This is a genomic window from Mycolicibacterium wolinskyi (genome assembly GCF_002101965.1).
Classification (GTDB): domain Bacteria; phylum Actinomycetota; class Actinomycetes; order Mycobacteriales; family Mycobacteriaceae; genus Mycobacterium; species Mycobacterium wolinskyi.
Window position 1 is genome coordinate 298,683 of sequence record NZ_LQQA01000010.1, and the last position, 23,511, is coordinate 322,193.

Genomic DNA, 23,511 nt, shown 5'->3' on the forward strand with positions numbered 1-23,511 from the left:
CCCAATTTGAAATGGTGGAGGTCGTGGTGCAAAGGACGAAGAACCAGTTACGCGCTGCGCTTTTGCGAAAACGGCGCGGGCTGGCTCAGCACATCCGCGACGCAGAGGCCACCGCCCTGCGCGGCTGGCTGCCCGCGCTGGTCGCCCATGGCCAGACGGTTTGCGCGTACGTACCGGTCGGCTCCGAGCCGGGCTCGCCGGCAATGCTGGACACCTTGCTGAATCTCGGTGTGCGAGTTTTGCTTCCGATCGCCCGCCACAACTCCGACGGCGTGCCGATGCCCATGCAGTGGGGCACTTACCGGCCGGGCGGTCTGCTCGACGCGGAGTTCGGACTGCGCGAGCCACCGCCGCCGTGGCTGCCCGCCGAGGCGGCAGGCGAGGCCGACGTCATCCTCGTGCCCGCGCTGGCCGTCGACCGGTCGGGCTCCCGCCTGGGGCGCGGCGCCGGTTTCTACGACCGCACGCTGGGCTGCGTCGCGCCGGACGCGCGACTGGTCGCGGTGGTGCGCGACGAGGAACTGCTCGACGAGTTGCCCGCCGAACCGCACGACGTCCGCATGACGCATGCGCTGACGCCGGACGGCGGAATCGTGCCGCTCGGCCGCTGAAACGCGTCGGCCACGGAAGAGCCCTGTGAGCAAAGCCCCCGAAGTGGGTATGTGACTTCAATCACTTCTCACGGAGGGCCGGTGACCGAAATGGGCGAAACCCTGGGACTCAAGAAGGCGCTGAGCCAACGGCAGCTGCGCATGATCGCGATCGGCGGGGTCATCGGTGCGGGCCTGTTCGTCGGCTCCGGTGTGGTGATCGGCGACACCGGGCCGGGAACCTTCATCACCTATGCGCTCGCGGGCGTGCTGATCATCATGGTGATGCGGATGCTGGCCGAGATGGCCGTGGCCAATCCCTCGACCGGATCCTTCGCGGACTACGCACGCAACGCCATGGGCAACTGGGCAGGTTTTTCGGTGGGCTGGCTGTACTGGTATTTCTGGGTCATCGTGGTCGGCTTCGAGGCGATCGCCGGCGCGAAGATCATCCAGTACTGGATGGATGTGCCGCTGTGGCTGACGGCGCTGATCCTGCTGATCGCGATGACCGCGACCAACCTGTTCTCGGTCGCGTCGTTCGGCGAGTTCGAGTACTGGTTCGCCGGGGTCAAGGTCGCCGCGATCCTGGTGTTCATCGGGCTCGGCTCGTTGTTCGTCCTCGGCCTGTGGCCTCAGAAGAGCCTGGATTTCTCCAATCTGACCGCGCACGGCGGGTTCTTCCCGCTGGGCGTCACGGCCATCACGGTCGGCGTCGTCACCGTGATCTTCTCGATGGTCGGTGCCGAGATCGCGACGATCGCCGCCGCGGAGTCATCGGATCCCGAGCGCGCCGTGGCCAAGGCCGCCAATTCGGTGATCCTGCGCATCGCGATCTTCTTCGTCGGCTCGGCGTTCCTGCTCGTGACGATCCTGCCGTGGAACAGCGAGCAGACCGCCGCATCGCCTTTCGTCGCGGCGTTCACCGAGATGGGCATCCCCTACGCCGACCACATCATGAACGCCGTGGTTCTCACGGCCGTGCTGAGCTGCCTGAACTCGGGCATGTACACCGCGTCGCGGATGCTGTTCGTGCTGGCCGCGCGTCGTGAGGCGCCGGCCCAACTCGTCGCGGTGACCCGGCGCGGCGTCCCTGCGGCGGCGATCCTGACCTCGTCGGTGATCGGTCTCATCTGCGTCATCGCCGCCGCGTTCTTCGAGGACACGATCTTCGCGTTCCTGCTGGCCTCCAGTGGCGCGGTGATCCTGTTCGTCTATCTGCTGATCGCGGTCTCGCAGATCGTGTTGCGTTACCGCACACCGGATTCCGAGCTCAAGGTGAAGATGTGGTTGTTCCCGGTGCTGTCGGTGCTCACCGCGCTGGCGATCGGGGCGATCCTGGTGCAGATGTTCCTACAGGGCGGCGAGAACCGTAAGGCGTTGATCCTGAGTCTGTGTTCGTGGGCGGTGGTGATCGCGCTGTTCCTGGCGAACCGGTGGTTCATCCGACGCCGGCCCGAGGTGGCCGGTGTCGCGCCGACACCGCACCCGCACCGGGTCCTCGTGCTGGCCAACCAGACCGTGCACTCGGACGAGTTGCTCGACGAGCTTCGCCGCATCGGCGCCGATCGCGAATCCACCTATCACGTGGTGGTGCCCGCAAGCCCGATCGACACCGGCGTGGCCGCCACGCACGGACCGCTCGACATCTCCGAAGCCACCCAGCAGGCCGCACAGCGCCGGCTCGAACACACGCTGGCCACGTTGCGCTCGGACGATCTCGAGGCGAACGGCGAAGTGGGTGATTACCGGCCGCTGCGTGCTCTGGCCACGGCCGTCAACACATTCCGTCCCGACCAGATCGTGATATCCACACTGCCGCCGGCAGAGTCGGTGTGGCAGCGCTTCGACGTCGTCGACCGGGCGCGTGCCGAGCATAAGATTCCGGTGACCCACGTGGTTTCACGGATCCGCACGGAGGAGCACGCATCATGACCATCCTGGCGGCGTTCAGTGCCAGCAGGCAGGGCAGCGCGCCGCTGCACCTGGCGGCTCAGATCGCGCGCGCCACCGGCGACACGGTCGTCGCGGCCGCAGTGATCGAACGGCCGTGGCCGCCGAGGGGCGATCCGGTCGAACAGGAATACCTGCGATACATCACGACCCAGACCGAGTCGGCGCTGCGCCGGGCGTTGCCCCGCGATGTCGAGATCCCGACCTTCATCCACGAAGCCACATCTGTCCCAACGGGTTTGGCGGAGCTGACCACGGCACACCGGGCGAGCCTGGTGGTCGTCGGATCGTCCTCGTCGGGTCTGCTGGGCCGGGTGGCGCTCGGCAGCGTGACCGAGCGCCTGGTGCACACCGCGGAAGTACCGGTCGCGATCGCGCCCCGCGGATATGCGCAGAGTTCCGGGCGGATCCGACGGCTCACCGCGGCCTACGGCGGCGAATCCGACGTCAACGGGCTCATCCCGGCGGCCGTCGACCTGGCCAAGTCCTGGTCGGCGACGCTGCGCATCGTGTCCTTCACGGTGCGCAACGTGGCGGCGTTCAGCGGCACGATCGAATCGGCGGCCGAGGACTTGGTCGTACAGCAGTGGTCGCGTCGGACGTACGACGACATCGTCAAGCTGCTCAACAGTGTTCGTGAACGCGCGTCGGTGCCCGACGTCGACGTGGTCGTCGGCAGCGGGCCGGATTGGCACTCGGCAGTGGAAGACGTGACGTGGGAGACCGGCGACATGCTGCTGCTCGGCTCGGGGGCCGCCGCACAGACCGCACACGTGTTCCTCGGTTCGGCCGCGGCCAAGATCCTGCGGCACTCGCCGGTGCCGGTGATGATCGTGCCGCGCTACCCGACGTGACCGGCTGGGCCTAGCAGCCGGCCAGCACCGCCGTCATGGCCTGCTTCTCCTTGGCAGAAATCCACAGTCGATAGGCGGCTTTGACGGCGACTTGCCTTGCCACGAATTCGCAGCGGAAAGCCGGGTTGGGTGGCAGCCAGCTCGCGGCGTCGCGAAAAGCCTTGTCGAAGTTGGGTTGTGCGGCCACCGCGACGAGGTTGCGCGGGTCGTTCGCGAAATCCTTGCGCCGCTGCGGGCCCCATTCACGAGCGCCCTTGTACCAGGCGTCCGACAGCGACACCAGATGATCGATCTGCACGGCACCCGACGTGTCGGGCCCGCGGACGAACCCGATGGCGGTGCCGGTGTACGGATCGTGCAGCAGGCCCCGATCGGCGAAACACGTGCCCGGTCGCACCACGAGATCGGCCAGGTCGCGGCGCAGGATGTCGTCGCGAGTGTTGCATCCGTTGCGCCCGAACTCGACGTCGACGTCGTCGCTCCAGGTTTCGCCGAACAGTGCGCGCGAGTAGTCGGTGTGCCGGTCCCATCCCTTGACCGGAAGTTGGGCAAGCAACGCGCGGGCATGGTCATAGCCGGGGTCGTGCGGCCGGGCCGCCGTCGACGGCTGGGGTGCGGCCGGGGTATCGACTTCGCGTGCGCGGGCCAGAACCAGTAGCGCGACGACGGCCAGGATGACCGCGACCACTGCCAGTACCGCTACTCTTCGGGAGCGCCTGCGCCGCCGGCCCGCGGGAATGACATGGCCCACGTAGCGGTTCTAGCACTTGAGCCGGTAGAGTGCTAACAAGTTTGACGAACTCGGAGGTTTTCGTGCCTACCTATTCCTATGCGTGCACCGAGTGCGGAAATCGGTTCGACGCGGTGCAGGCCTTCAGCGACGATGCGCTGACGACGTGCCCCAAGTGCTCCGGCAAGCTGCGCAAGCTCTTCGGCTCGGTGGGAGTGGTGTTCAAGGGCAGCGGCTTCTACCGCACTGACAACAGGGACTCGAGCAAGAGCTCGTCCAACGGGTCGTCGTCCAAGAGCTCGGAGAGCGGATCGTCGGAGAAGTCCTCGTCTTCGTCGTCCTCCTCATCGGACAGCTCGTCGAGCAGCTCCAGCTCCACGCCCGCCGCTGCCGCCTCGAGCTGACAGCCGAGTTATCCACAGGCCGGCAATTTCACCGTTCTGGCCGGGCGCGGTTGCGCCTACGGTGACGCCATGGCCGAATCCCTCAATCCGTCGGCACTGCATCGGCTGACTGCTGCCCTTCGCCCGGATTGGACCCGCACGGCTGCCGCGCGCCGAGCAGTCGCCGCCGGGTTGGTCGTGCTTGCCGCTGTTGCCGCGGTTCGGTCGGACCCGCGCGGCGATCACGCCGAAATCGCGGTGGCCACGCGTGACCTGGCCCCAGGCACCGAATTGACCGCTGCGGACGTACAGCTGGAGAGCCGCAGCGCGGCCACCCTGCCCGACGGCACCCGTAGCGATCTGGCCGACCTGGTCGGCGCCACCCTGGCCGGGCCGGTCCGCCGCGGCGAGGTGCTGACCGACGTCCGAGTACTCGGCCCGCGGCTGGCCGAATCCGCCGCCGGGCCCGACGCGCGAATCGTGCCGCTACAGCTCGGCGATGCCGCATTGCTCGACCTCATCCGTCCGGGTGACGTGGTCGACGTACTGACTGTGACGGAGAGCGCCGAGCAGGCCGGCGCGCAGCCCGCGCGGCCGGTGGTGGTGGCCACCGACGCGGTGGTCGTGCTCGTATCGGACAAGCCCAAGGGAACCGGCGGCAATCGAGTCGCGCTCGTGGCGCTGCCCGCTCGCTCAGCGAATGAGGTGGCCGCCGCGAGCCTCGTGCAGGCGGTTACGCTGACGATTCACTGAGCCGGCCGGGGCGCCGGCGCGGTGCTCGTCGCGGGACCCTGCTCCAGCGCGTCGAGCACCATGTCCGTCAGCTCGTCGGTCGTCGACGTCTCCGACGGCACGGCAGGCGTCGTGGGCGTGGCAGGCTCCGCCCAGCCGGCGGGTGCGAATGCGAGCGTGATTCCGAACCCCACCGCCAACCCCGCGAGAACCGTGCGGGCTTTACGTGGGCTCATCTCGCCTCCGTTCCGATATCACTGGCACACAACTCAATTGGAAGTCCGCGAAGACCGTAGCAGTCCAATCCTGATGCCGCACGCCGAACTCGGTTAGTGTTCGCTTGTCCCACCAACTCACTCGTTACTGCAGGAAGGGTCCCCGCATGTTAAAGGGCTTCAAAGAGTTTCTCTCCCGGGGCAACGTCATCGACCTTGCGGTTGCTGTGGTCATCGGTGCGGCCTTCACCGGACTCGTCACGGCGTTCACGGAGAAAGTCGTCCAGCCTCTGGTCGATCGCGTCGGCGCCGGAGGTGACCGCGAGTACGGCATTCTCAAGATTCCGCTCGGCGGCGATCCGGAGCAGTTCGTCGACCTGAACGCCGTGTTGTCGGCGTTGATCAACTTCATCATCGTCGCCGCGGTGGTGTACTTCGTCATCGTGCTGCCCTACAAGAAACTGCGCGAACGCGGCGAGGTCGAACAGGCGCAGGACACCGAGTTGAGCATCCTCACCGAGATCCGCGATCTGCTCGCCGAGAACGGCAACGGACCCACTGGCAAGCACGTCACCGGCCCCGGCACCGGGCCCAGCCCGGATACCGCGAAGCACACGAGCGCCGACCGCACCTGACCGAATACGGCGCACACAAAAACAGCCCCCGGCCGAAGCCGGGGGCTGTTTTTTGCCTGGGAGATGTCAGTTCATGTTCCAGGGCTCGCCATAGGTGGTGACGCTGTCACCGGTCGAGGCGATCAGGCGAGCGAACGGACGCAGCAGCACACCGCCGGCCGCACCGGTCACGGTGCCGTGGGCGTTGGAGACCGCCACGCCGCCGGCCGCACCGGAGACGTCGACCGAGAAGGTGGCGACTTCCTGGATGCCGGGGCCGTTGCCCAGGTCAGCCGAGATCGACACGCCGGGGAACAGGTTCGGGGTGATGACCGACTCCAGACCGAACGGCGGCTGGGTGATGTTGCCGTCGTCGATCAGGATGTTGGGGGTGGTGTAGCTGAAGTTGATGCCAACGCCCAGCGACCACGGGAAGCCGATCTGGTAGCCGAGCTCCAGCGTGCCCTCGAACTCATCGGCACCGGGGCCGGCGACGATGTACTTGGCGCGACCGGAGTGGAACCACTCACGGGTCAGGCGGTTGCGGTCCAGGGGGAACACACCGTTGAGGAAGGTGTCCCACTGCTGGATGGTCAGGGTGCGGTCCTGACCATCAACCAGGCTCAGCTCGTTATCCAGACCTGCGTGAGAGGTGCCAGTGCTCGTAAACAGAGCCGCGATGGCCGCAACCAACGCGATCAGCACCCGACTGATTGCCTTCATGTTCTCCCTAGCTATGTCGCCGGCGGATCCCGGAGGTCCACCGATTTTGTTGTTTGGTGCCCGGCCCTATGCAGACCACACACCCTGCAAGACCCTCATGTGGTGCGAATTAAAGACTCCACATGCTGCTCTTACGTTTCGCTCATCGTTGACACGAGGAACATAACGGGGAGGCATCCGACCGGCAACGCAAGGACACACATGCGTGGACCTGTATGGCCATTCGGAAGAACTTTGCTGAGATTGCGCTGAGAGATCACTTACTGCAGCGTCACGGTGCGACTTGGCCCACCTGGCAATGATGTGACGTAGTTCGCTTTGCTAAAGACGAGCGACGCAAGTCACAGGCCGTGACCATGCGTTTTAGGCGTTCACTGCCCTGTCGCAGCTCAATCGTGATGAGGCGGAATATTGCTCCGCAACCACCGGTCGTGGTCGGCGTCGTCGTCTGGCGAAGCTGTGTCACGTTCGTCGGGCGCGATCCCCGGCAGTTCCTCACCGAAGATCTTGTTAACTGCGTGGCGGCTCGGCTTGTCCGGATCTGTCATCGACATTCCCCTTTGTGACGAAGATCACATTCGACCATAGCGCCGAGCGCGGCACTTGTTAACCTGCTGGTAACCACAAGCACCCCGCTCCTTTCTCATTCGCCACGCCTACGAAAACGGCGGCCGTTTGGCCGCCGTTTCGTCTTGGTTAGATCTCCAAGCTTGATAGCTGGCCGATTATCTGGACCGCGAGCGGACTCAACGTGGCCATGCCGTCGCGGACTGCGGCCCGCGATCCGGCGATGTTCACCACGAGCGTGCTTCCGGAGATGCCGGCCAATCCGCGGGACACCCCGGCGTCGACGATGCCCGCCGACAGCCCCGAGGCACGAAGCGCCTCGGAGATCCCGAGCAACTCACGGTCGAGGATGTCGCGGGTCGCCTCCGGGGTGACGTCGCGGGGAGTCACGCCGGTACCGCCGACGGACACCACGAGATCGACTCCACCGATAACGGCAGTGTTCAGCGCGTTGCGGATCTCGACCTCGTCGGCCGCGACGACCACGACGCCGTCGACGACGAATCCGGCCTCACCCAACAACTCGGTGACTAACGGACCGCTGTGGTCCTCTTCGCCATGCGCTGTGCGGTCATCGACTACGACGACGAGCGCGCGCCCCACCAACTCCCCTGGCTGTTCCATGTCTGCAACCGTATATGTGGGGACGGACAGCGGCCCATCCACCGTTGATGTCACTCGCAACGTGACCGTCCCACGGCCCGGTGTCAGTGTGCTCACTGCTCGGCCCTACCCAAGGTGACCTCCAGAGTTTGTGGTTTGCCAGCCGGATCGAGGTAGGTCAACGTGACCTTCTCACCGGGAGCCTTGGACCGGACCGCGGCCACGAGCGCGTCGGCACTGCTGATCACGCGGTCGTCGACTTTCGTAACCACCACGCCACTTGGCAGACCGGCAGCGGCAGCGGCGCCGCCGTTGGTGACCTCGACGATCTTGGCGCCGTCAGTGGCTCGGTCGTTGGCCACCTGAACGCCCAACGAGGCATGCGATGCGGTGCCGTTCTGGATGAGTTCGTCGGCGATCCGCTTGGCTTGGTCGACGGGAATCGCGAAGCCAAGGCCGATCGATCCGCTCTGCGCCTGCGGCGAATCGCCGCCCATGGTCGCGATCGCCGAGTTGATGCCGACAAGTTCGCCATTCATGTTGACGAGCGCACCGCCGGAGTTGCCCGGGTTGATCGCGGCATCGGTCTGGATGGCGTCGAGCACGGTGTTCTGGTTGCGGGTGTCGCCGCCCGCGGCGACCGGGCGGTTCAGCGCACTGATGATGCCCGTGGTGACGGTGCCCTCAAGGCCGAGCGGCGATCCGATGGCCACCACGTCTTGGCCCACTCGCAGGTTGGCCGACGAGCCGAGCGTGATCGGGGTCAGACCCGACACATCCTGTGCCCGCACCACCGCGATATCGCTACTGGGATCCGTGCCGACGACGGTGAATGGTTTGGTGCTGCCGTCCGAGAACGTCACCTTGGTCTGCGCGGCCGTCTGCGCACCGGGCCCCGGCTTGGCGGCCTCGACGACATGGTTGTTGGTCAGGATCAGCCCGTCAGCGGTCAGGATGATGCCCGAACCCTCCTCGGAGGCCCGGCCCAGGTCGGTCTCGAGCTTGACCACGCTCGGCACCACCTTGGCCGCGACCTGCTCGACCGAGCCGGCCGGCAGGGCGGCCGCGGGAACCGTCGGCGCCGCACTGCTCGACGATCCGAGGCGCGGGCTGTCCTGATGCACGAGCGTCGCGACCCCGCCGCCAACACCGGCCGAGACCACCGCGACGGCCAGCGCACCGGCGGCCAGTCCGGCCTTGGACCGCTTCTTGGCCACTACGACCGGCGGCTGTGGGCTTGCCGGGATCCGGTACGGATCGTAGGGCGCGCGATAAGCCTGCTGCTGCGTCTGATGGGCCTGCTGGGCATAGCGCCAGTCATAGTGCTGCTGATACGGGTCAGGGCGTCCACCCGAGTAACCGGGCGCGGCGCCAGGACGCTGGTCCGGCTGCTGTGTGTACCTCGGATGGTTCGTCATCTCGCTGCGGTGCTTCTCTCTCTTCTAAAGGGTCCTGCGATTGTGTCGTGCTCACTACGTCCAACGAAGGTGCTGGCCATCAGGTTGCATAGGTGGACTGAGAATCCACTTAGAGATCATTCGGCCCTACCCATGAACCGCCCCCCGGCTGAGTTAACTGTCTCACCTTTTCTCGGCGCCGACAGTGTCCTCGTCATGGTCGCTGTGATCATGTGTCGTGCCGCCCGCGGGGATCGGTCGGCCCGGCAGCATCATGTGGATCGACGTGCCCGGCGGGTTGCCGCCCGGCACGGTTTCGTCGATGCGAAGGGCACCACCGTGTTTCAGCACGACCTGCTGCACGATGGCGAGCCCGAGACCGGAGCCGGGCATCGCGCGTGCCGCGGCCGAACGGTAGAACCGCTCGAACACCAGGCGCCGTTCCTGTGGGGGTATGCCGGGTCCGTGGTCGGACACGACAAGCTCGGCATGCACCGGGTCGATCTGGTACAGCCGCACACCGACGCGTCCGTTCGGCGGGCTCCACTTGGCGGCATTGTCGAGGAGGTTGAGCACTGCCCGGCCGAGCCCGGGCCCGTCGCCGAACACCTGCCAGCCGATCACGTCGACATCGAACTCGATGTCGTTGCGGCGCCGCCGGACCCGTTCGAGGCTGCGGTCCACGACGTCGGTCATGTCGACCGGTTCCGGTGTGATGCCGCCGGCGTCGTCACGCGTCAGGTCCACCAGATCGCCGACCAGAGTGGACAATTCCTCGATCTGGGCGATCACGTCCGCACGCAGCCCTGCCATCTCCTCTTCCGGGAGCCGGGGCGCGCCAGGCTCCTGTGCGGCCATGAGGAGCTCGACGTTGGTGCGCAGTGAGGTCAGCGGTGTTCGTAGTTCGTGGCCGGCATCCGACACCAGGCGGCCCTGCCGTTCGCGGGATTCGGCCAGGGCGCGCAGCATCAGGTTGAACGCCTCGGTCAGCCGGGCGAGTTCGTCGCTGCCCACGACGGGGATCGGCCGCAGGTCGTCGGTGCGCGCCACCCGTTCGGCGGCCTCGGTGAGTCTGCCGACTGGGCGCAGGCCCGCCCGGGCGACCGCACCACCTGCCATCGCCGCCACCGCGACGCCGATCCCGCCGACGATGAGCAGCACCGTGCCGAGCCGTCGCAGCACCTGCCCGGTGGGCGCCAGACTCTTGGAGATCAGCAGCGAGCTGCCGTTGGCCAGATGCACCGCGAGCACCCGCTGATGATTGGCGGTGCGCAACGACATCAACAGCTCCCCGGAGATGACGTCTTTCTCGGGTTGCCCGAGCGGCAGCATCTGCCCCTGCTGGTTGGCCGTGTAGATGGACCGGCCGGGGATCACGAGCATCGCGTTGACGTCGGAGTAGGCCGTGCCTTCGATCGCCTTGCCGGGGTCGGCGGCCAGCGATCCACTCTCGATGAGCAGTCGCGCCCGGCTGTGCAGCTGGTTGTCGAGGTCGTCATAGAGCGCGCGGGATACGACGGCGTAGACGGCCACCGCCATCAGGACGACGACCATTGCCACCATCGACATCGCGAGCATCATCACGCGCCAGCGCAGCGACAGTGAGCTGGTGTTCGGCAGCGCGGTGGTGGGCCGCCAGAAATTGGAGTTGAGGGCCATCACCGATCAGGGTGGGGTTTCGCGCAGCACGTAGCCGACCCCGCGCACGGTGTGGATCAGCCGGGGCTCGCCTTCCGCTTCGGTCTTACGGCGCAGGTATCCGATGTACACCTCGAGAGCATTGCCCGAGGTCGGGAAATCGAATCCCCACACCTCCTCGAGGATGCGGCTACGGGTGAGCACCCGACGCGGATTCGCGATCAGCATCTCGAGAAGCGAGAACTCGGTGCGGGTGAGGCTGATCTGGCGCTGACCGCGCGTGACCTCACGCGTCACCGGGTCCAGCGTCAAATCGGAGAACGACATGATCTGCGAATCCGCGCCGTCATCGGAGACCGTGCGACGCAGCAACGCCCGCATCCGGGCGAGCAGTTCTTCGAGAGCAAACGGCTTGGGCAGGTAATCGTCGGCCCCCGCGTCGAGCCCGGCCACCCGCTCGGAAACGGAGTCGCGGGCCGTGAGGACGAGAATCGGCAGATCGTCGCCGGTGCTCCTGAGCTGCCGGCAGACTTCCAGCCCGTCGAGCCGCGGCATCATCACGTCCAATACCACGGCGTCGGGCCGGTCATTCGCGATCAGATCGAGGGCTTCGACACCGTCTTGGGCAAGCTCGACCGAGTAACCATTAAAGGAAAGCGACCGGCGCAGAGATTCGCGCACAGCGCGATCGTCATCAACGACAAGAATGCGCACAGGCACAGTCTCAACCTGCTATCTGAGAGTGGCCTGAGAGGCGCGCCGCAAATTGACCCAACATTTGTGCCCGCACGTCGAAAGCCCGCCGAATCCGCACACGCGAAAAAGCGCTATCACCCGTGATAGCGCTTTTCGGTTGCGTGCGGAAGGCTAGCGCTTGTCGAGGTCGATCAGACCGAGGCGAGCGGCCTTGAGCAGGCGACGCGGCACCTTGCGCTGCTGACCCGCGACATTGACGCTGACGAGACCCGTGGCCTCCGCCTTCCACTGCGCGCGCCGGCTACGGGTGTTCGCGCGCGACATTCTGCGCTTGGGCACAGCCATGACGTGCATCTCCTTGCTTGGGGTGGTGCGGCCGCGCGAACGTGTTCTCTCGCCGGCGGCGACGATTGCACTACAGAGTAACGGTTGACCTGCGTCGGCTCCAAAACGTCGGGGTACCGACGCAGGTCCGTCACACGATCAGGGGACGAGGATCGTCTTTCCGGCCAATCGCCCGGCGTCAGCCTCGGCGTGCACCGCGGCCAATTCCGTCAGCGGGCGGCGGTCGGCCACGTCGATGCGCAACTGCCCCGCGTCGACCCGGTGCACGAGGCCGCCCAACTGCGCGGCGTCGCTTCTGGCGAACACCCGCACGGTGCGGACCCGACGATTCTCCGGCGCCGGGGTTGTGGTGCTGACGAGAACACCACCATCTTTGACCAGCTCGACGAGTGCGGCCGTCTCGTCGGGTGTCGTGTTGACCAGGTTGAGCACGACGTCGAACGGCACACCGTCGACGGCTAGAGCCGCGTAGTCGAGATGGCCGATGATGCGGTCGGCCCCGTATGCCTTCACCCGGTCGGCGCTGCGCGCCCCGGCTGTCGCGGTCACGACGGCATCGGCCTGTTTCGCGAGCTGCACCGCATAACCACCGACCGCTCCCCCGGCACCGTTGATCAGGATCGTCTGACCGGCCTTGAGCCCGGCGTGTTCGAACAAGGACTGCCATGCGGTCAGGCCGACGGCGGGCAGGACGGCCGCGTCGGCCAACGGCACGGTGTCCGGCGCGGCGGCGAGCACGTCGGCGGGTGCGATGACGTACTCGGCGGCGGCGCCGTCGGCATTCATGGGCAGGAAGCCCACGACGGATGCGCCGACCTGCCAGTTCGACACTCCGTCGCCGAGCTGTGCGATGGACCCGGCCACATCGATGCCGGGCACGTGCGGAAAGTCGAGCGGGAACGCGTCAGCGAGGTAGCCGGCGCGGATCGCGGCGTCGACCGGATTGAACGATGTGGCCGCCACCTCGATCAGCACTTGGCCGGCACCGGGTACCGGGCGGTCGGCGTCGCCGTACACCAGGGCGCTGCTGTCGCCGTATCGGTCGTAACGCACTGCCTTCATGGTTCCTCCTTCATTGATTTGCTTCGAGTTCGAAGCATCTACGGTCTGCACAACCGCTTCGATGTCGAAGCAATTCCCGGACCGGCCGAATATTCTGAACCGGTGGCCGAAGCACTGGAGCCGGAGCAGCTACACACGTACTTCGCATTGATGGAGGCCGTGAGTCTGCTCCAGCACGCGGTCGCGCAACAGCTGCGTGCCGAGGGAGACCTCAGCTACGTGCAATTCCAGCTGCTGGCCAAACTCGTCGACGCCGACAAACCGCTGACCATGACCGAACTCGCCGACGGGGTCGTCTACAGCCGCAGCGGATTGACGCATCAGGCCGGACTCTTAGAGAAAGCCGGGCTCATCGAGCGGCGGCACAGTACCGATGATCAGCGCGCCACCCTGGTCAGCATCACCAAGAGCGGACGAGCGCTCGTGGCCAAGGTGTTGCCCGGGCACATCGATGTCACGCGCAGTCTGCTGTTCGACCCATTGAGCGAGCGGGATCTGCGTACCCTCGGCGACATCATGACCCGGGCTCGCGACCACATGCGCAGCCTGCCGCCCCGCTCGGCGCGCCGAAGCGCCCCTTGACGTGAGACCGGCGGTACCCGCTAACCTACCGGTTGGTTGGGTACCGAGGTCAGCGACGACGGGAGTGTGCGTGACGGTCCGTATCGGGAACTGTTCGGGCTTCTACGGTGACCGGCTCGCCGCGATGCGCGAGATGCTCACCGGCGGAGATCTCGACTATCTCACCGGCGACTACCTCGCCGAGCTCACCATGCTCATCCTGGCTCGTGACCGCGCCAAGGACGCCGACCGCGGCTACGCCAAGACCTTCCTGCGCCAGCTCGAGGAATCGCTGGGACTGGCGCTCGACAAACGCGTGAAGATCGTCGCCAACGCGGGCGGCCTCAACCCCGGCGGGCTGGCCGCCGCGGTCCGGGCCCTCGCCGAACGGCTCGGCCTGACCGTCAACGTCGCCCATGTCGAGGGCGACGATCTGGTGGCCCGCGCGAACGAACTCGGCCTGGGCAACCCGCTGGCCGCCAACGCCTACCTGGGCGCGTGGGGAATCGTGGACTGCCTCAACGACGGCGCCGACGTCGTGGTCACCGGCCGGGTCACCGACGCGTCGGTGATCGTGGGGCCGGCCGCTGCGCATTTCGGCTGGGGCCGAACGGATTACGACGCGCTGGCCGGCGCGGTGGCCGCCGGGCACGTGATCGAATGCGGCGCGCAGGCGACAGGCGGAAACTACGCGTTCTTCACCGAGGTTCCGGACCTACGTCACCCCGGATTCCCGCTCGCCGAGATCGCGGCCGACGGCTCGTCGGTCATCACCAAACATCCCGGCACCGGCGGACAGGTCAGCGTCGGCACCGTGACCGCGCAACTGCTCTACGAGATCGGCGGCGCGCGGTACGCGAACCCCGACGTGACATTGCGCGTCGACTCCCTGAAGCTCAGTCAGGACGGCGATGACCGCGTGCGGATCTCCGGGGTCAAAGGCGAAGCTCCGCCGCCGACGTACAAGGTGTCGCTCAACAGCATCGGCGGTTTCCGCAATGCGACGACGTTCGTGCTGACCGGCCTCGACATCGAGGCCAAGGCACAGTTGGTGCGCGACCAACTGGAGGGCGCGCTGAAAGTCAAACCGGCCGAGCTGGAATGGACACTGGCCCGCACCGACCATCCCGACGCCGACACCGAAGAGGCCGCCAGCGCACTGCTGCACTGTGTGGTCCGCGACCCGGACCCGAACAACGTGGGCCGTCATTTCTCGTCGGCCGCAGTCGAACTCGCGCTGGCCAGCTACCCGGGCTTCACCGCGACCGCGCCGCCCGGCGACGGGCAGGTCTACGGGGTCTTCACACCCGGGTATGTCGATGCCACCGAGGTGCCGCACGTCGCCGTGCACGCGGACGGCACGCGCACCGACATCGCGCCTGCGACCGAAACCCTCGAACTCTCAACGGTTCCGGAGCCACCGCTGCCCGAGCCCCTTCCGGCCGGGCCCACCCGCCGCGCACCGCTCGGCCTGATTGCCGGCGCGCGCAGCGGCGACAAGGGCGGCTCGGCCAATGTCGGGGTGTGGGTACGTACCGACGAGCAGTGGCGGTGGCTGGTCCACACGCTGACGATCGACAAACTTCGTGAACTGCTGCCCGAGGCCGCCGAACTGCCGGTGACACGACACGTGCTGCCGAACCTGCGGGCGGTGAACTTCGTGATCGAAGGCATTCTCGGCCAGGGCGTGGCCTATCAAGCCCGATTCGATCCGCAGGCGAAAGGGCTGGGCGAATGGTTGCGCAGCCGTCATCTCGACATCCCGGAGGAACTCATCGGATGAGCATCTGGACCACACCCGAGCGCGAAGCGCTGCGTAAGACCGTGCGCGCCTTCGCCGAACGCGAGGTGCTGCCCAACGTCGACGAGTGGGAACGCACCGGCGAACTGCCGCGCGAACTGCACCGCAAAGCCGCCGACGCCGGCCTGCTCGGCGCGGGTTTTCCCGAATCGGTCGGCGGTGGCGGCGGGGACGGCGCCGACGCGGTGATCATCTGCGAGGAGATGCATCACGCCGGTTCACCGGGCGGCGTGTTCGCATCGCTGTTCACGTGCGGCATCGCGGTTCCGCACATGATCGCCTCGGGTGACGAGCGGCTGATCGAGACGTATGTGAAGCCCACGCTGCGCGGGGAGAAGATCGGGTCCTTGGCCATCACCGAACCCGGCGGGGGCTCCGACGTCGGCCACCTCACCACCAAGGCAGTGCGGGACGGGGATGACTACATCCTCAACGGCGCCAAGACGTACATCACGTCCGGCGTCCGCGCCGACTACGTCGTCACCGCGGCCCGCACCGGTGGCCCCGGCGCGGCCGGAGTATCGCTGATCGTGGTCGACAAGGGCACGCCGGGATTCGAGGTCAGCCGCAAGCTCGACAAGATGGGTTGGCGATCGAGCGATACCGCCGAGCTGTCCTACACCGACGTGCGGGTTCCGGTCGCGAATCTGGTCGGGGCGGAGAACTCGGGCTTCCTGCAGATCGCCGCGGCCTTCGTCTCCGAACGGGTGGGCCTTGCCGCACAGGCGTATTCGAGCGCGCAGCGGTGTCTGGACCTGACTGTCGAGTGGTGTCGCAACCGCGAGACCTTCGGCAAGCCGCTGATCGCGCGGCAGTCGGTGCAGAACACCTTGGCCGAGATGGCCCGGCGCATCGACGTCGCACGCGTGTACACGCGCAACGTGGTCGAGCGTCAGCTCGCGGGTGATACCAACCTGATCACCGAAGTGTGCTTTGCGAAGAACACCGCGGTCGAGGCCGGCGAATGGGTGGCCAATCAGGCCGTGCAGTTGTTCGGCGGCATGGGCTATATGGCCGAATCCGAGGTCGAGCGGCAGTACCGCGACATGCGCATCCTCGGCATCGGCGGCGGCACCACCGAGATCCTCACCTCGTTGGCGGCAAAGACGTTGGGATTCCAGTCGTGACCACCCTCAAGTCCGCCATCGATCCCGGCTCCCCCGCGTTCGCCGAGGCCGCCGAGGTCATGGCCACCAAGCTGGCCGAACTCGAGACCGAGCATGCCAAGACCCTGGCCGGTGGCGGCACAAAGTACGTGGAACGCCATCACTCCCGCGGCAAGCTGACCGCACGCGAGCGCGTCGAACTGTTGCTCGACCCCGACGCACCGTTCCTGGAGTTGAGCCCGCTGGCCGCCTGGGGCAGCGATTTCGCCGTGGGCGCCAGTGTGGTCTGCGGTATCGGCGCGGTCGAAGGTGTCGAATGCCTGATCGTGGCCAATGACCCGACGGTCAAGGGCGGCACCAGTAATCCGTGGACACTCAAGAAGATTCTGCGCGCCAATCAGATCGCGATGGAGAACCGGCTTCCGGTGATCTCGTTGGTGGAGTCGGGCGGCGCCGACCTGCCGACGCAGAAAGAGATCTTCATCCCGGGCGGGCAGATGTTCCGCGACCTGACCCGGTTGTCGGCGGCGGGCATTCCGACCATCGCGCTGGTGTTCGGCAACTCGACAGCCGGCGGCGCGTACGTTCCCGGCATGTCCGATCACGTCGTGATGATCAGGGAACGGTCTAAGGTGTTTCTGGCCGGACCGCCGCTGGTCAAGATGGCCACCGGCGAGGAATCCGACGACGAATCGCTGGGCGGGGCCGAAATGCACGCCCGCACTTCGGGTCTCGGCGACTACCTGGCCAACGACGAGCACGACGCCATTCGCATCGGCCGCCGCATCGTGGCCCGCCTCAACTGGCGCAAAAAGGGCCCGGTGCCCGCGCCCGTCGTCGAGCCGTTGTACGACCCGGAAGAACTGATCGGCATCGTGCCCGCCGACCTGCGGATCCCGTTCGACCCGCGCGACGTGATCGCCCGCATCGTCGACGGCTCGGATTTCGACGAGTTCAAACCGCTCTACGGGTCGTCACTGGTGACCGGGTGGGCCACGCTGTACGGCTACCCCGTCGGCATCCTGGCCAACGCGCGCGGTGTGCTGTTCAGCGAGGAATCCCAGAAGGCCACGCAGTTCATCCAACTGGCCAACCGGGCCGACACCCCACTTCTCTTCCTGCACAACACCACCGGCTACATGGTCGGTAAGCAGTACGAAGAGGGCGGCATGATCAAGCACGGCTCGATGATGATCAACGCGGTGTCCAACTCGACGGTGCCGCACATCTCGCTGCTGATCGGCGCCTCCTACGGAGCCGGCCACTACGGCATGTGCGGGCGGGCCTACGATCCGCGGTTCCTGTTCGCCTGGCCGAGTTCGAAGTCCGCGGTGATGGGCGGGGCGCAGCTCGCGGGTGTGCTCTCGATCGTGAGCCGCGCGGCCGCCGAGGCGCGCGGGCAGGCCTTTGACGAGGCGGGCGACGCCGCGCTGCGGGCCGCGGTCGAGGCGCAGATCGAAGCCGAGTCCCTGCCGATGTTCCTGTCCGGCCGGCTCTACGACGACGGCGTGATCGACCCCCGCGACACCCGCACCGTGCTTGGAATGTGCTTGTCCGCCATCGCCAATGGCCCGATCGAGGGGACGTCGAACTTCGGCGTCTTCAGGATGTGAGCGGCTCGATGATCACAAGAGTGCTGGTCGCCAACCGCGGGGAGATCGCCCGCCGCGTGTTCGCCACCTGCCGTCGTCTCGGTATCGGCACCGTCGCGGTCTACACCGACCCCGACGCCGGTTCACCGCACGTTGCCGAGGCCGACGCCCGCGTGCGCCTGGATGGCAGCAACGGCTACCTCGATGCCACCCAACTCATCGCCGCGGCCCGCGCCGCCGGCGCCGATGCGATACATCCCGGCTACGGGTTCCTCTCGGAGAACGCCGATTTCGCGGCCGCGGTGATCGACGCGGGCCTGACCTGGATCGGCCCGCCCGTGCCGGCCGTGCAGGCCATGGGTTCCAAGATCGAGGCCAAGAAAATGATGGCCGCGGCCGGTGTCCCGGTGCTGGCCGAGCTCGACCCGGACACCGTCACGGCAGATCAGCTGCCGGTGCTGGTGAAGGCCTCGGCCGGCGGCGGTGGCCGCGGTATGCGCGTCGTGCGGGAACTGGCCGAGCTGCCTGCCGAAGTCGCCGCGGCGCAGCGCGAGGCACAGTCGGCGTTCGGCGACCCGACGGTGTTCTGCGAGCGCTACCTCGCCGCGGGCCACCACGTCGAGGTGCAGGTGCTCTCCGATGCGCACGGCACGGTGTGGGCGGTCGGCGAACGTGAATGCTCCATTCAGCGCCGTCACCAGAAGATCATCGAAGAGGCTCCCTCACCTCTCGTGGAACGCACACCGGGCATGCGCGACAAGCTGTTCGAGGCGGCACGACTGGCTGCAGAGGCCATCGGCTACACCGGTGCCGGCACCGTCGAGTTCATGGCCGACGATCATGGCGATTTCTTCTTCCTCGAGATGAACACACGCCTGCAGGTCGAGCACCCGGTGACCGAGGCGACCACCGGCCTCGACCTCGTCGAGCTACAGCTGCGGGTCGCCGAGGGCGCACGGCTCGATCCCGCACCACCGCCGTCGCGGGGCCACGCCATCGAGGCGCGGCTGTATGCCGAAGACCCCGCGAAGAATTGGCAGCCGCAGGCCGGAACGGTGCACCGCTTCGATGTTCCCGGTGACGTGCGCGTCGACACGGGCATCGTCGACGGCTCGGTGGTGTCGATCTTCTACGACCCGATGCTGGCCAAGGTCATCTCGTATGCGCCGACCCGCCGCCAGGCCGCCGGTGTCCTGGCCGATGCACTGGCCCGCACCAAGCTCCACGGGGTGCGCACCAACCGGGATCTGTTGGTCAACGTGCTGCGGCATCCCGCTTTTCTCGACGGGGCCACTGATACCGCGTTCTTCGACACACATGGGCTGGACGCCCTTGCGGCACCACTGACCGATCCGGCGGCGGTGACACTGTCGGCCGTCGCCGCCACACTCGCCGATGCCGCGCACAACCGCGCCACCGCACGAGTTTTCGGTGCCGCCCCGAGCGGGTGGCGCAATCTGGCGTCGGGCTATCAGTCCCGGCTGTTCCGCGACAGCGCCGGCGAGGATCTGTCGGTGCGGTACCGGTTCACCCGAACAGGTGTCGATCTGCCCGACAACGCCGCCGTCGCGCTGGTATCGGCGACGCCCGAGCACGTCGTGCTCGCCGTCGACGGAGTGGAACGGCCGTTCGAGGTCGCTCGCTACGGCGCGGACGTGTTCGTCGATTCGCCGCTCGGTGCAGTGCAATTGGTGGCCCAACCGCGCTTCCCCGACCCCGACGCCGCCGTCGCGCATGGTTCCCTGCTGGCGCCCATGCCGGGCTCGGTGGTGCGCGTCGGCGCCGCTGTCGGCGACACCGTGACCGCGGGCCAACCGCTCATCTGGCTTGAGGCCATGAAGATGGAGCACACGATCGCCGCACCCGAGGACGGGGTGCTCGCCGAACTGAATGTCGAAGCCGGTCAACAAGTCGAAGTCGGCGCCGTACTTGCCCGCGTCCAAACCCCTGAAGGAGAACAGTCATGAGTGGCTTCATCGAGACCGAGGAACAGCAGGCGCTGCGTCAGGCCGTGGCAGCGATGGCCGCCAACTACGGTCAGGACTATTACCTGGAGAAGGCCCGCGCCGGTGAGCACACCACCGAGTTGTGGAACGAGGCAGGCAAACTCGGCTTCATCGGGGTGAACCTGCCCGAGGAGTACGGCGGCGGCGGTGCCGGCATGTACGAGCTCAGCCTGGTCATGGAGGAGATGTCGGCCACGGGCTGCGCGCTGCTCATGATGGTGGTCTCCCCCGCGATCAACGGCACGATCATCTCGAAGTTCGGTACCGAAGAGCAGAAGAAACGCTGGATCCCCGGCATCGCCGACGGATCGATCACCATGGCGTTCGCCATCACCGAACCCGACGCCGGCTCCAACAGTCACCGGATCACGACCACGGCCCGCAAAGACGGCAGCGACTGGATCATCAAGGGCCAGAAAACATTCATCTCGGGTATCGACCAGGCCCAGGCCGTGCTGGTCGTGGGCCGCACCGAAGACCACAAAACCGGCAACCTCAAGCCCGCGCTGTTCGTGGTCCCGACCGACACCCCTGGCCTGAGCTGGACCAAGATCGACATGGAGATCGTGAGCCCGGAAAGCCAGTTCCAGGTGTTCCTCGACGACGTCCGGCTTCCGGCCGATGCGCTGGTGGGTTCCGAGGACGCCGCTATCGCGCAGTTGTTCGCCGGCCTGAACCCCGAACGCATCATGGGTGCGGCCAGCGCAGTCGGCATGGGTCGGTTCGCCATCAACAAGGCCGTCGAGTACGTCAAGAACCGCCAGGTGTGGAAGGTTCCGATCGGCAGCCACCAGGGCTTGTCACATCCGTTGGCGCAGAACCACATCGAGATCGAACTCGCCAAGCTGATGATGCAGAAGGCCGCGACGCTCTACGACGCGGGCAACGATTTCGGCGCGGCCGAGGCTGCCAACATGGCGAAGTACGCCGCGGGTGAGGCGTCGGTGCGTGCGGTGGACCAGGCCGTGCAGTCCCTGGGCGGCAACGGTTTGACCAAGGAGTACGGCATCGCGGCAGCGGTGACGGCGTCCAAGCTCGCGCGCATCGCACCGGTCAGCCGCGAGATGATCCTCAACTTCGTCGCGCAGACGTCGCTGGGCCTGCCCCGGTCGTACTGATGTCCAAGCTCGTTCAGTACACGGTCGACGGCGCCGTCGCTCGCCTGACCCTCGACTCACCGCACAACCGCAACGCACTGTCGACCGCACTCGTCGAGCAATTGCACGAGGGTTTCGCCGGCGCCGCCGCCGAACCCGGCGTGCGGGTGGTGGTGCTCGGCCATACCGGCGGAACATTCTGCGCCGGAGCCGATCTCAGCGAAGCAGCGGGCCGGGATCCGGGCGATGTCGCCGTCGACCGGGCACGGGAGATGACCAAGCTGCTGCGCACGATCCTCGAGCTGCCGCTGCCGGTGATCGGCGCGATCGACGGGCATGTCCGCGCCGGTGGCCTCGGTCTCGTCGGCGCCTGCGACCTGGTGGTGGCCGGCTCCAACAGCACGTTCGCGTTGACCGAGGCACGCATCGGCGTTGCACCGTCGATCATCTCGCTGACCCTGTTGCCGAAGATGACGCCCCGCTCGGCAGGGCGTTACTTCGTCACCGGTGAGAAGTTCGGGGCCGCCGAGGCGGCTGCGATCGGCCTGATCACCCTGGCCGCCGACGACGTCTCCGCCGCTGTGGCGGCATTGGCGGGCGAGATCGCCAAGGGTTCACCGCAAGGGCTGGCCACGTCGAAAGCGTTGACCACTGCGTCGATCCTGCGCAGTTTCGATGAACACGCCGAGGACCTCACTCAGCAGTCGGCGCGGCTGTTCGTGTCGGACGAGGCCCGCGAAGGAATGATGGCATTCCTCCAGAAGCGGCCGCCGAGTTGGACGACGGTGTGATCTGACTCTCAAATAGCAATTGGCGTCGATATCCGGTTTGGCCGTCCGGGAGCCGTGGGAAGGCCACGGTACGTGCCTGAGACGATCGAGCTCGAGTCCGCCACCCATTTCGCCATCACGGCGGCGTGGGTAGCCGCTGCCGTCGCCCTCGCATATGGGGTTGGCCTGACACTGTCGTGGGTGATGCAACGCCTCGGCAGGCGCAGCGCGGTCCTGCACGACATCGCGCAGCTGACGCGACGGCCGGTGCGCGCCACGCTCATGGTCATCGCCGCAACGGTGGCGCTGCAACGGACTTCGGATGCGCAGGCGAGTTGGCGTGGCTGGCTCGACCACATCTTGGTCATCGCACTGATCGCGACGATCACGTGGCTCGTCGCGAGTTTGGTCGTGGTCGCCGAGCGGCGCGCGATTGCCCGCTTCGCCGGCGGCGACACCGGCCTGACCGACGCCGATCGGCACTGGCGCAAGATCCGCACTCAGGTGACAGTGCTGCGCCGGATCGTGATCGCGATCGTCGCCGTCCTCGGCGCCGCAGCGGCGTTGATGACGTTCCCGTCGTTCAGCGACATCGGCAAGACGCTGTTCGCATCGGCGGGCGTGCTGTCGGTTGTCGCCGGCCTGGCGGCACAGACGTCGCTGGGCGCCGCGTTCGCAGGCATTCAGATCGCGTTCTCGGATGCGATTCGCGTGGGCGATGTCGTCGTCCTCGAAAAGGAGTGGGGCCGCATCGAGGAGATCACGCTGACGTACGTCGTCGTCCATCTCTGGGACGAGCGGCGCCTCGTGCTGCCGTGTACGTACTTCACCACCACGCCATTCCAGAACTGGACCCGCAACGCCACCGAACTGCTGGGCACGGCCGAACTCGACGTCGACTTCACGGTCCCGCTCGACGAGATGCGCGCAGAGCTCGACCGGCTGCTGCGTGCCAATCCGTTGTGGGATGAGCGGGTCGGCGTGCTCCAGGTGACCGACGCGGTCGGTGGCCTGGTCCGGGTGCGGATGTTGGTGAGCGCATCTAATGCGGGTGCGTTGTTCGACCTGCGCTGCGACGTCCGCGAGGGCATGGTCGAGTGGCTGCAACGGACCCATCCCGGCGCACTGCCGCGCCAACGGCTGGAAATTCCTCGTGAGCAGCCAGTCGAACCGCCAAGGCGCACAACAACTGTCGGACGGCCCCAGGCCGATTCCGGACTGTTCACCGGCAATCCCGAGGCTGAGCGGCGGGGCCGGGCCTTCGACCAGTCCGAATCAGATGCGCCTGGCCGGACGGACCGCGAACTGGTGCGAGTTCCGTATGCTGACGAGTAAGTATCTGCGCACTTTATGCAGCTCAGCATAGGTAGTTGCGGTGTATTAATTGTTGCCAGCGGCAGAACTTGACACGTCGCATCTGTCGCAGCGGTGGCGCGCGACATACCGTTTTTTGTGCGGACATCCTCTGCCGCGCGG

At 66.8% G+C, this 23,511-nt stretch carries 24 protein-coding genes; 14 read left to right on the forward strand and 10 right to left on the reverse strand.

What is annotated here, in order from left to right; genetic code table 11:
* Positions 1-11 precede the first annotated feature (11 nt).
* From AWC31_RS10195 to AWC31_RS10205, 3 genes are all read left to right on the forward strand, one after another.
* Positions 12-611, forward strand: coding sequence for a 5-formyltetrahydrofolate cyclo-ligase (locus AWC31_RS10195; protein ID WP_085144156.1), 600 nt, complete (start codon positions 12-14; stop codon positions 609-611).
* A gap of 90 nt (positions 612-701) precedes the next feature.
* Complete coding sequence (locus AWC31_RS10200; RefSeq protein ID WP_085144157.1) at positions 702-2,525, forward strand: amino acid permease; 1,824 nt, start codon at positions 702-704, stop codon at positions 2,523-2,525.
* The gene (locus tag AWC31_RS10205) at positions 2,522-3,397 is read left to right on the forward strand and encodes a universal stress protein (protein ID WP_085144158.1); all 876 of its coding nucleotides are present in this window, start codon (positions 2,522-2,524) and stop codon (positions 3,395-3,397) included. Before AWC31_RS10200 ends, AWC31_RS10205 begins: the two co-directional genes overlap by 4 nt.
* Positions 3,398-3,407: 10 nt before the next feature.
* Here the strand turns inward: AWC31_RS10205 and AWC31_RS10210 are convergent, their stop codons facing one another.
* Entirely contained in the window at positions 3,408-4,148 is a 741-nt protein-coding gene (locus tag AWC31_RS10210; protein WP_234816792.1) for an HNH endonuclease family protein, read from the reverse strand.
* Between the two features lie 62 nt (positions 4,149-4,210).
* Here AWC31_RS10210 and AWC31_RS10215 point away from each other — a divergent pair, with 62 nt between their 5' ends.
* Together AWC31_RS10215 and AWC31_RS10220 are read left to right on the forward strand one after the other, a co-directional pair.
* Complete coding sequence (locus AWC31_RS10215) at positions 4,211-4,531, forward strand: FmdB family zinc ribbon protein (protein WP_084356438.1); 321 nt, start codon at positions 4,211-4,213, stop codon at positions 4,529-4,531.
* 69 nt (positions 4,532-4,600) lie between these two features.
* A complete protein-coding gene (locus tag AWC31_RS10220) occupies positions 4,601-5,263 on the forward strand; it encodes an SAF domain-containing protein (RefSeq protein WP_085144159.1) in 663 nt (220 codons plus the stop codon).
* On the opposite strand, the gene AWC31_RS10225 is transcribed toward AWC31_RS10220, so the two are convergent.
* Positions 5,257-5,478, reverse strand: a complete 222-nt coding sequence (locus AWC31_RS10225) for a hypothetical protein (RefSeq protein WP_085144160.1) — start codon at positions 5,476-5,478, stop codon at positions 5,257-5,259. The two genes, AWC31_RS10220 and AWC31_RS10225, sit on opposite strands and share 7 nt — an antisense overlap.
* A 146-nt stretch (positions 5,479-5,624) precedes the next feature.
* On the opposite strand from AWC31_RS10225, the gene mscL reads away from it, so the two are divergent.
* Positions 5,625-6,092, forward strand: coding sequence for a large-conductance mechanosensitive channel protein MscL (gene mscL / locus AWC31_RS10230; RefSeq protein WP_085144161.1), 468 nt, complete (start codon positions 5,625-5,627; stop codon positions 6,090-6,092).
* A gap of 66 nt (positions 6,093-6,158) precedes the next feature.
* Here mscL and AWC31_RS10235 read toward each other — a convergent pair whose 3' ends face one another.
* The 8 genes from AWC31_RS10235 to AWC31_RS10265 all read right to left on the reverse strand — a co-directional run bounded on the left by AWC31_RS10235 (position 6,159) and on the right by AWC31_RS10265 (position 13,102).
* A complete protein-coding gene (locus AWC31_RS10235) occupies positions 6,159-6,794 on the reverse strand; it encodes a porin MspA (protein WP_067844230.1) in 636 nt (211 codons plus the stop codon).
* A gap of 389 nt (positions 6,795-7,183) precedes the next feature.
* Positions 7,184-7,342, reverse strand: a complete 159-nt coding sequence (locus tag AWC31_RS36800) for a hypothetical protein (protein ID WP_110775033.1) — start codon at positions 7,340-7,342, stop codon at positions 7,184-7,186.
* 148 nt (positions 7,343-7,490) lie between these two features.
* Positions 7,491-7,985, reverse strand: coding sequence for a MogA/MoaB family molybdenum cofactor biosynthesis protein (locus AWC31_RS10240; protein ID WP_067844227.1), 495 nt, complete (start codon positions 7,983-7,985; stop codon positions 7,491-7,493).
* Between the two features lie 92 nt (positions 7,986-8,077).
* Complete coding sequence (locus tag AWC31_RS10245; RefSeq protein WP_085144162.1) at positions 8,078-9,382, reverse strand: S1C family serine protease; 1,305 nt, start codon at positions 9,380-9,382, stop codon at positions 8,078-8,080.
* A 162-nt stretch (positions 9,383-9,544) separates the two neighbouring features.
* Positions 9,545-11,020, reverse strand: coding sequence for a HAMP domain-containing sensor histidine kinase (locus tag AWC31_RS10250; RefSeq protein ID WP_067844221.1), 1,476 nt, complete (start codon positions 11,018-11,020; stop codon positions 9,545-9,547).
* 6 nt (positions 11,021-11,026) lie between these two features.
* Entirely contained in the window at positions 11,027-11,713 is a 687-nt protein-coding gene (locus tag AWC31_RS10255; protein ID WP_067844218.1) for a response regulator transcription factor, read from the reverse strand.
* Between the two features lie 153 nt (positions 11,714-11,866).
* Positions 11,867-12,040 carry a 50S ribosomal protein L32 gene (gene rpmF, locus AWC31_RS10260; protein ID WP_067844880.1) on the reverse strand — a complete coding sequence of 58 codons (174 nt, stop codon included), beginning with the start codon at positions 12,038-12,040 and terminating at the stop codon, positions 11,867-11,869.
* A gap of 138 nt (positions 12,041-12,178) precedes the next feature.
* Positions 12,179-13,102, reverse strand: coding sequence for an NADP-dependent oxidoreductase (locus AWC31_RS10265; protein WP_085144163.1), 924 nt, complete (start codon positions 13,100-13,102; stop codon positions 12,179-12,181).
* A gap of 102 nt (positions 13,103-13,204) precedes the next feature.
* On the opposite strand from AWC31_RS10265, the gene AWC31_RS10270 reads away from it, so the two are divergent.
* From AWC31_RS10270 to AWC31_RS10305, 8 genes are all read left to right on the forward strand, one after another.
* Positions 13,205-13,684 (forward strand): MarR family winged helix-turn-helix transcriptional regulator, encoded by a 480-nt coding sequence (locus AWC31_RS10270; protein WP_085144316.1) that lies wholly within the window; start codon positions 13,205-13,207, stop codon positions 13,682-13,684.
* Between the two features lie 64 nt (positions 13,685-13,748).
* Entirely contained in the window at positions 13,749-15,446 is a 1,698-nt protein-coding gene (locus tag AWC31_RS10275) for an acyclic terpene utilization AtuA family protein (protein ID WP_110775011.1), read from the forward strand.
* The gene (locus AWC31_RS10280) at positions 15,443-16,591 is read left to right on the forward strand and encodes an acyl-CoA dehydrogenase family protein (protein WP_085144165.1); all 1,149 of its coding nucleotides are present in this window, start codon (positions 15,443-15,445) and stop codon (positions 16,589-16,591) included. The genes AWC31_RS10275 and AWC31_RS10280 overlap by 4 nt, the downstream gene beginning before the upstream one ends.
* Positions 16,588-18,183 (forward strand): acyl-CoA carboxylase subunit beta, encoded by a 1,596-nt coding sequence (locus AWC31_RS10285; RefSeq protein ID WP_085144166.1) that lies wholly within the window; start codon positions 16,588-16,590, stop codon positions 18,181-18,183. Before AWC31_RS10280 ends, AWC31_RS10285 begins: the two co-directional genes overlap by 4 nt.
* Positions 18,184-18,191: 8 nt before the next feature.
* Positions 18,192-20,129 carry an ATP-binding protein gene (locus tag AWC31_RS10290; RefSeq protein ID WP_085144317.1) on the forward strand — a complete coding sequence of 646 codons (1,938 nt, stop codon included), beginning with the start codon at positions 18,192-18,194 and terminating at the stop codon, positions 20,127-20,129.
* Positions 20,126-21,286 carry an acyl-CoA dehydrogenase family protein gene (locus AWC31_RS10295; RefSeq protein ID WP_067844203.1) on the forward strand — a complete coding sequence of 387 codons (1,161 nt, stop codon included), beginning with the start codon at positions 20,126-20,128 and terminating at the stop codon, positions 21,284-21,286. Before AWC31_RS10290 ends, AWC31_RS10295 begins: the two co-directional genes overlap by 4 nt.
* The gene (locus tag AWC31_RS10300) at positions 21,286-22,056 is read left to right on the forward strand and encodes an enoyl-CoA hydratase family protein (RefSeq protein WP_085144167.1); all 771 of its coding nucleotides are present in this window, start codon (positions 21,286-21,288) and stop codon (positions 22,054-22,056) included. Before AWC31_RS10295 ends, AWC31_RS10300 begins: the two co-directional genes overlap by 1 nt.
* A 72-nt stretch (positions 22,057-22,128) precedes the next feature.
* Positions 22,129-23,370, forward strand: coding sequence for a mechanosensitive ion channel family protein (locus AWC31_RS10305; protein ID WP_085144168.1), 1,242 nt, complete (start codon positions 22,129-22,131; stop codon positions 23,368-23,370).
* Positions 23,371-23,511: the final 141 nt, after the last annotated feature.

Excerpts from the sequence above, each read along its gene's own strand:
- AWC31_RS10195 (WP_085144156.1), top strand. The coding sequence starts at position 12 with ATGGTGGAGGTCGTGGTGCAAAGGACGAAGAACCAGTTACGCGCTGCG.
- AWC31_RS10200 (WP_085144157.1), top strand. The coding sequence starts at position 702 with ATGGGCGAAACCCTGGGACTCAAGAAGGCGCTGAGCCAACGGCAGCTG.
- AWC31_RS10205 (WP_085144158.1), top strand. The coding sequence starts at position 2,522 with ATGACCATCCTGGCGGCGTTCAGTGCCAGCAGGCAGGGCAGCGCGCCG.
- AWC31_RS10220 (WP_085144159.1), top strand. The coding sequence starts at position 4,601 with ATGGCCGAATCCCTCAATCCGTCGGCACTGCATCGGCTGACTGCTGCC.
- AWC31_RS10225 (WP_085144160.1), bottom strand. The coding sequence starts at position 5,478 with ATGAGCCCACGTAAAGCCCGCACGGTTCTCGCGGGGTTGGCGGTGGGG.
- mscL (WP_085144161.1), top strand. The coding sequence starts at position 5,625 with ATGTTAAAGGGCTTCAAAGAGTTTCTCTCCCGGGGCAACGTCATCGAC.
- AWC31_RS10235 (WP_067844230.1), bottom strand. The coding sequence starts at position 6,794 with ATGAAGGCAATCAGTCGGGTGCTGATCGCGTTGGTTGCGGCCATCGCG.
- AWC31_RS36800 (WP_110775033.1), bottom strand. The coding sequence starts at position 7,342 with ATGACAGATCCGGACAAGCCGAGCCGCCACGCAGTTAACAAGATCTTC.
- AWC31_RS10240 (WP_067844227.1), bottom strand. The coding sequence starts at position 7,985 with ATGGAACAGCCAGGGGAGTTGGTGGGGCGCGCGCTCGTCGTCGTAGTC.
- AWC31_RS10245 (WP_085144162.1), bottom strand. The coding sequence starts at position 9,382 with ATGACGAACCATCCGAGGTACACACAGCAGCCGGACCAGCGTCCTGGC.
- AWC31_RS10250 (WP_067844221.1), bottom strand. The coding sequence starts at position 11,020 with ATGGCCCTCAACTCCAATTTCTGGCGGCCCACCACCGCGCTGCCGAAC.
- rpmF (WP_067844880.1), bottom strand. The coding sequence starts at position 12,040 with ATGGCTGTGCCCAAGCGCAGAATGTCGCGCGCGAACACCCGTAGCCGG.
- AWC31_RS10265 (WP_085144163.1), bottom strand. The coding sequence starts at position 13,102 with ATGAAGGCAGTGCGTTACGACCGATACGGCGACAGCAGCGCCCTGGTG.
- AWC31_RS10280 (WP_085144165.1), top strand. The coding sequence starts at position 15,443 with ATGAGCATCTGGACCACACCCGAGCGCGAAGCGCTGCGTAAGACCGTG.
- AWC31_RS10290 (WP_085144317.1), top strand. The coding sequence starts at position 18,192 with ATGATCACAAGAGTGCTGGTCGCCAACCGCGGGGAGATCGCCCGCCGC.
- AWC31_RS10295 (WP_067844203.1), top strand. The coding sequence starts at position 20,126 with ATGAGTGGCTTCATCGAGACCGAGGAACAGCAGGCGCTGCGTCAGGCC.
- AWC31_RS10300 (WP_085144167.1), top strand. The coding sequence starts at position 21,286 with ATGTCCAAGCTCGTTCAGTACACGGTCGACGGCGCCGTCGCTCGCCTG.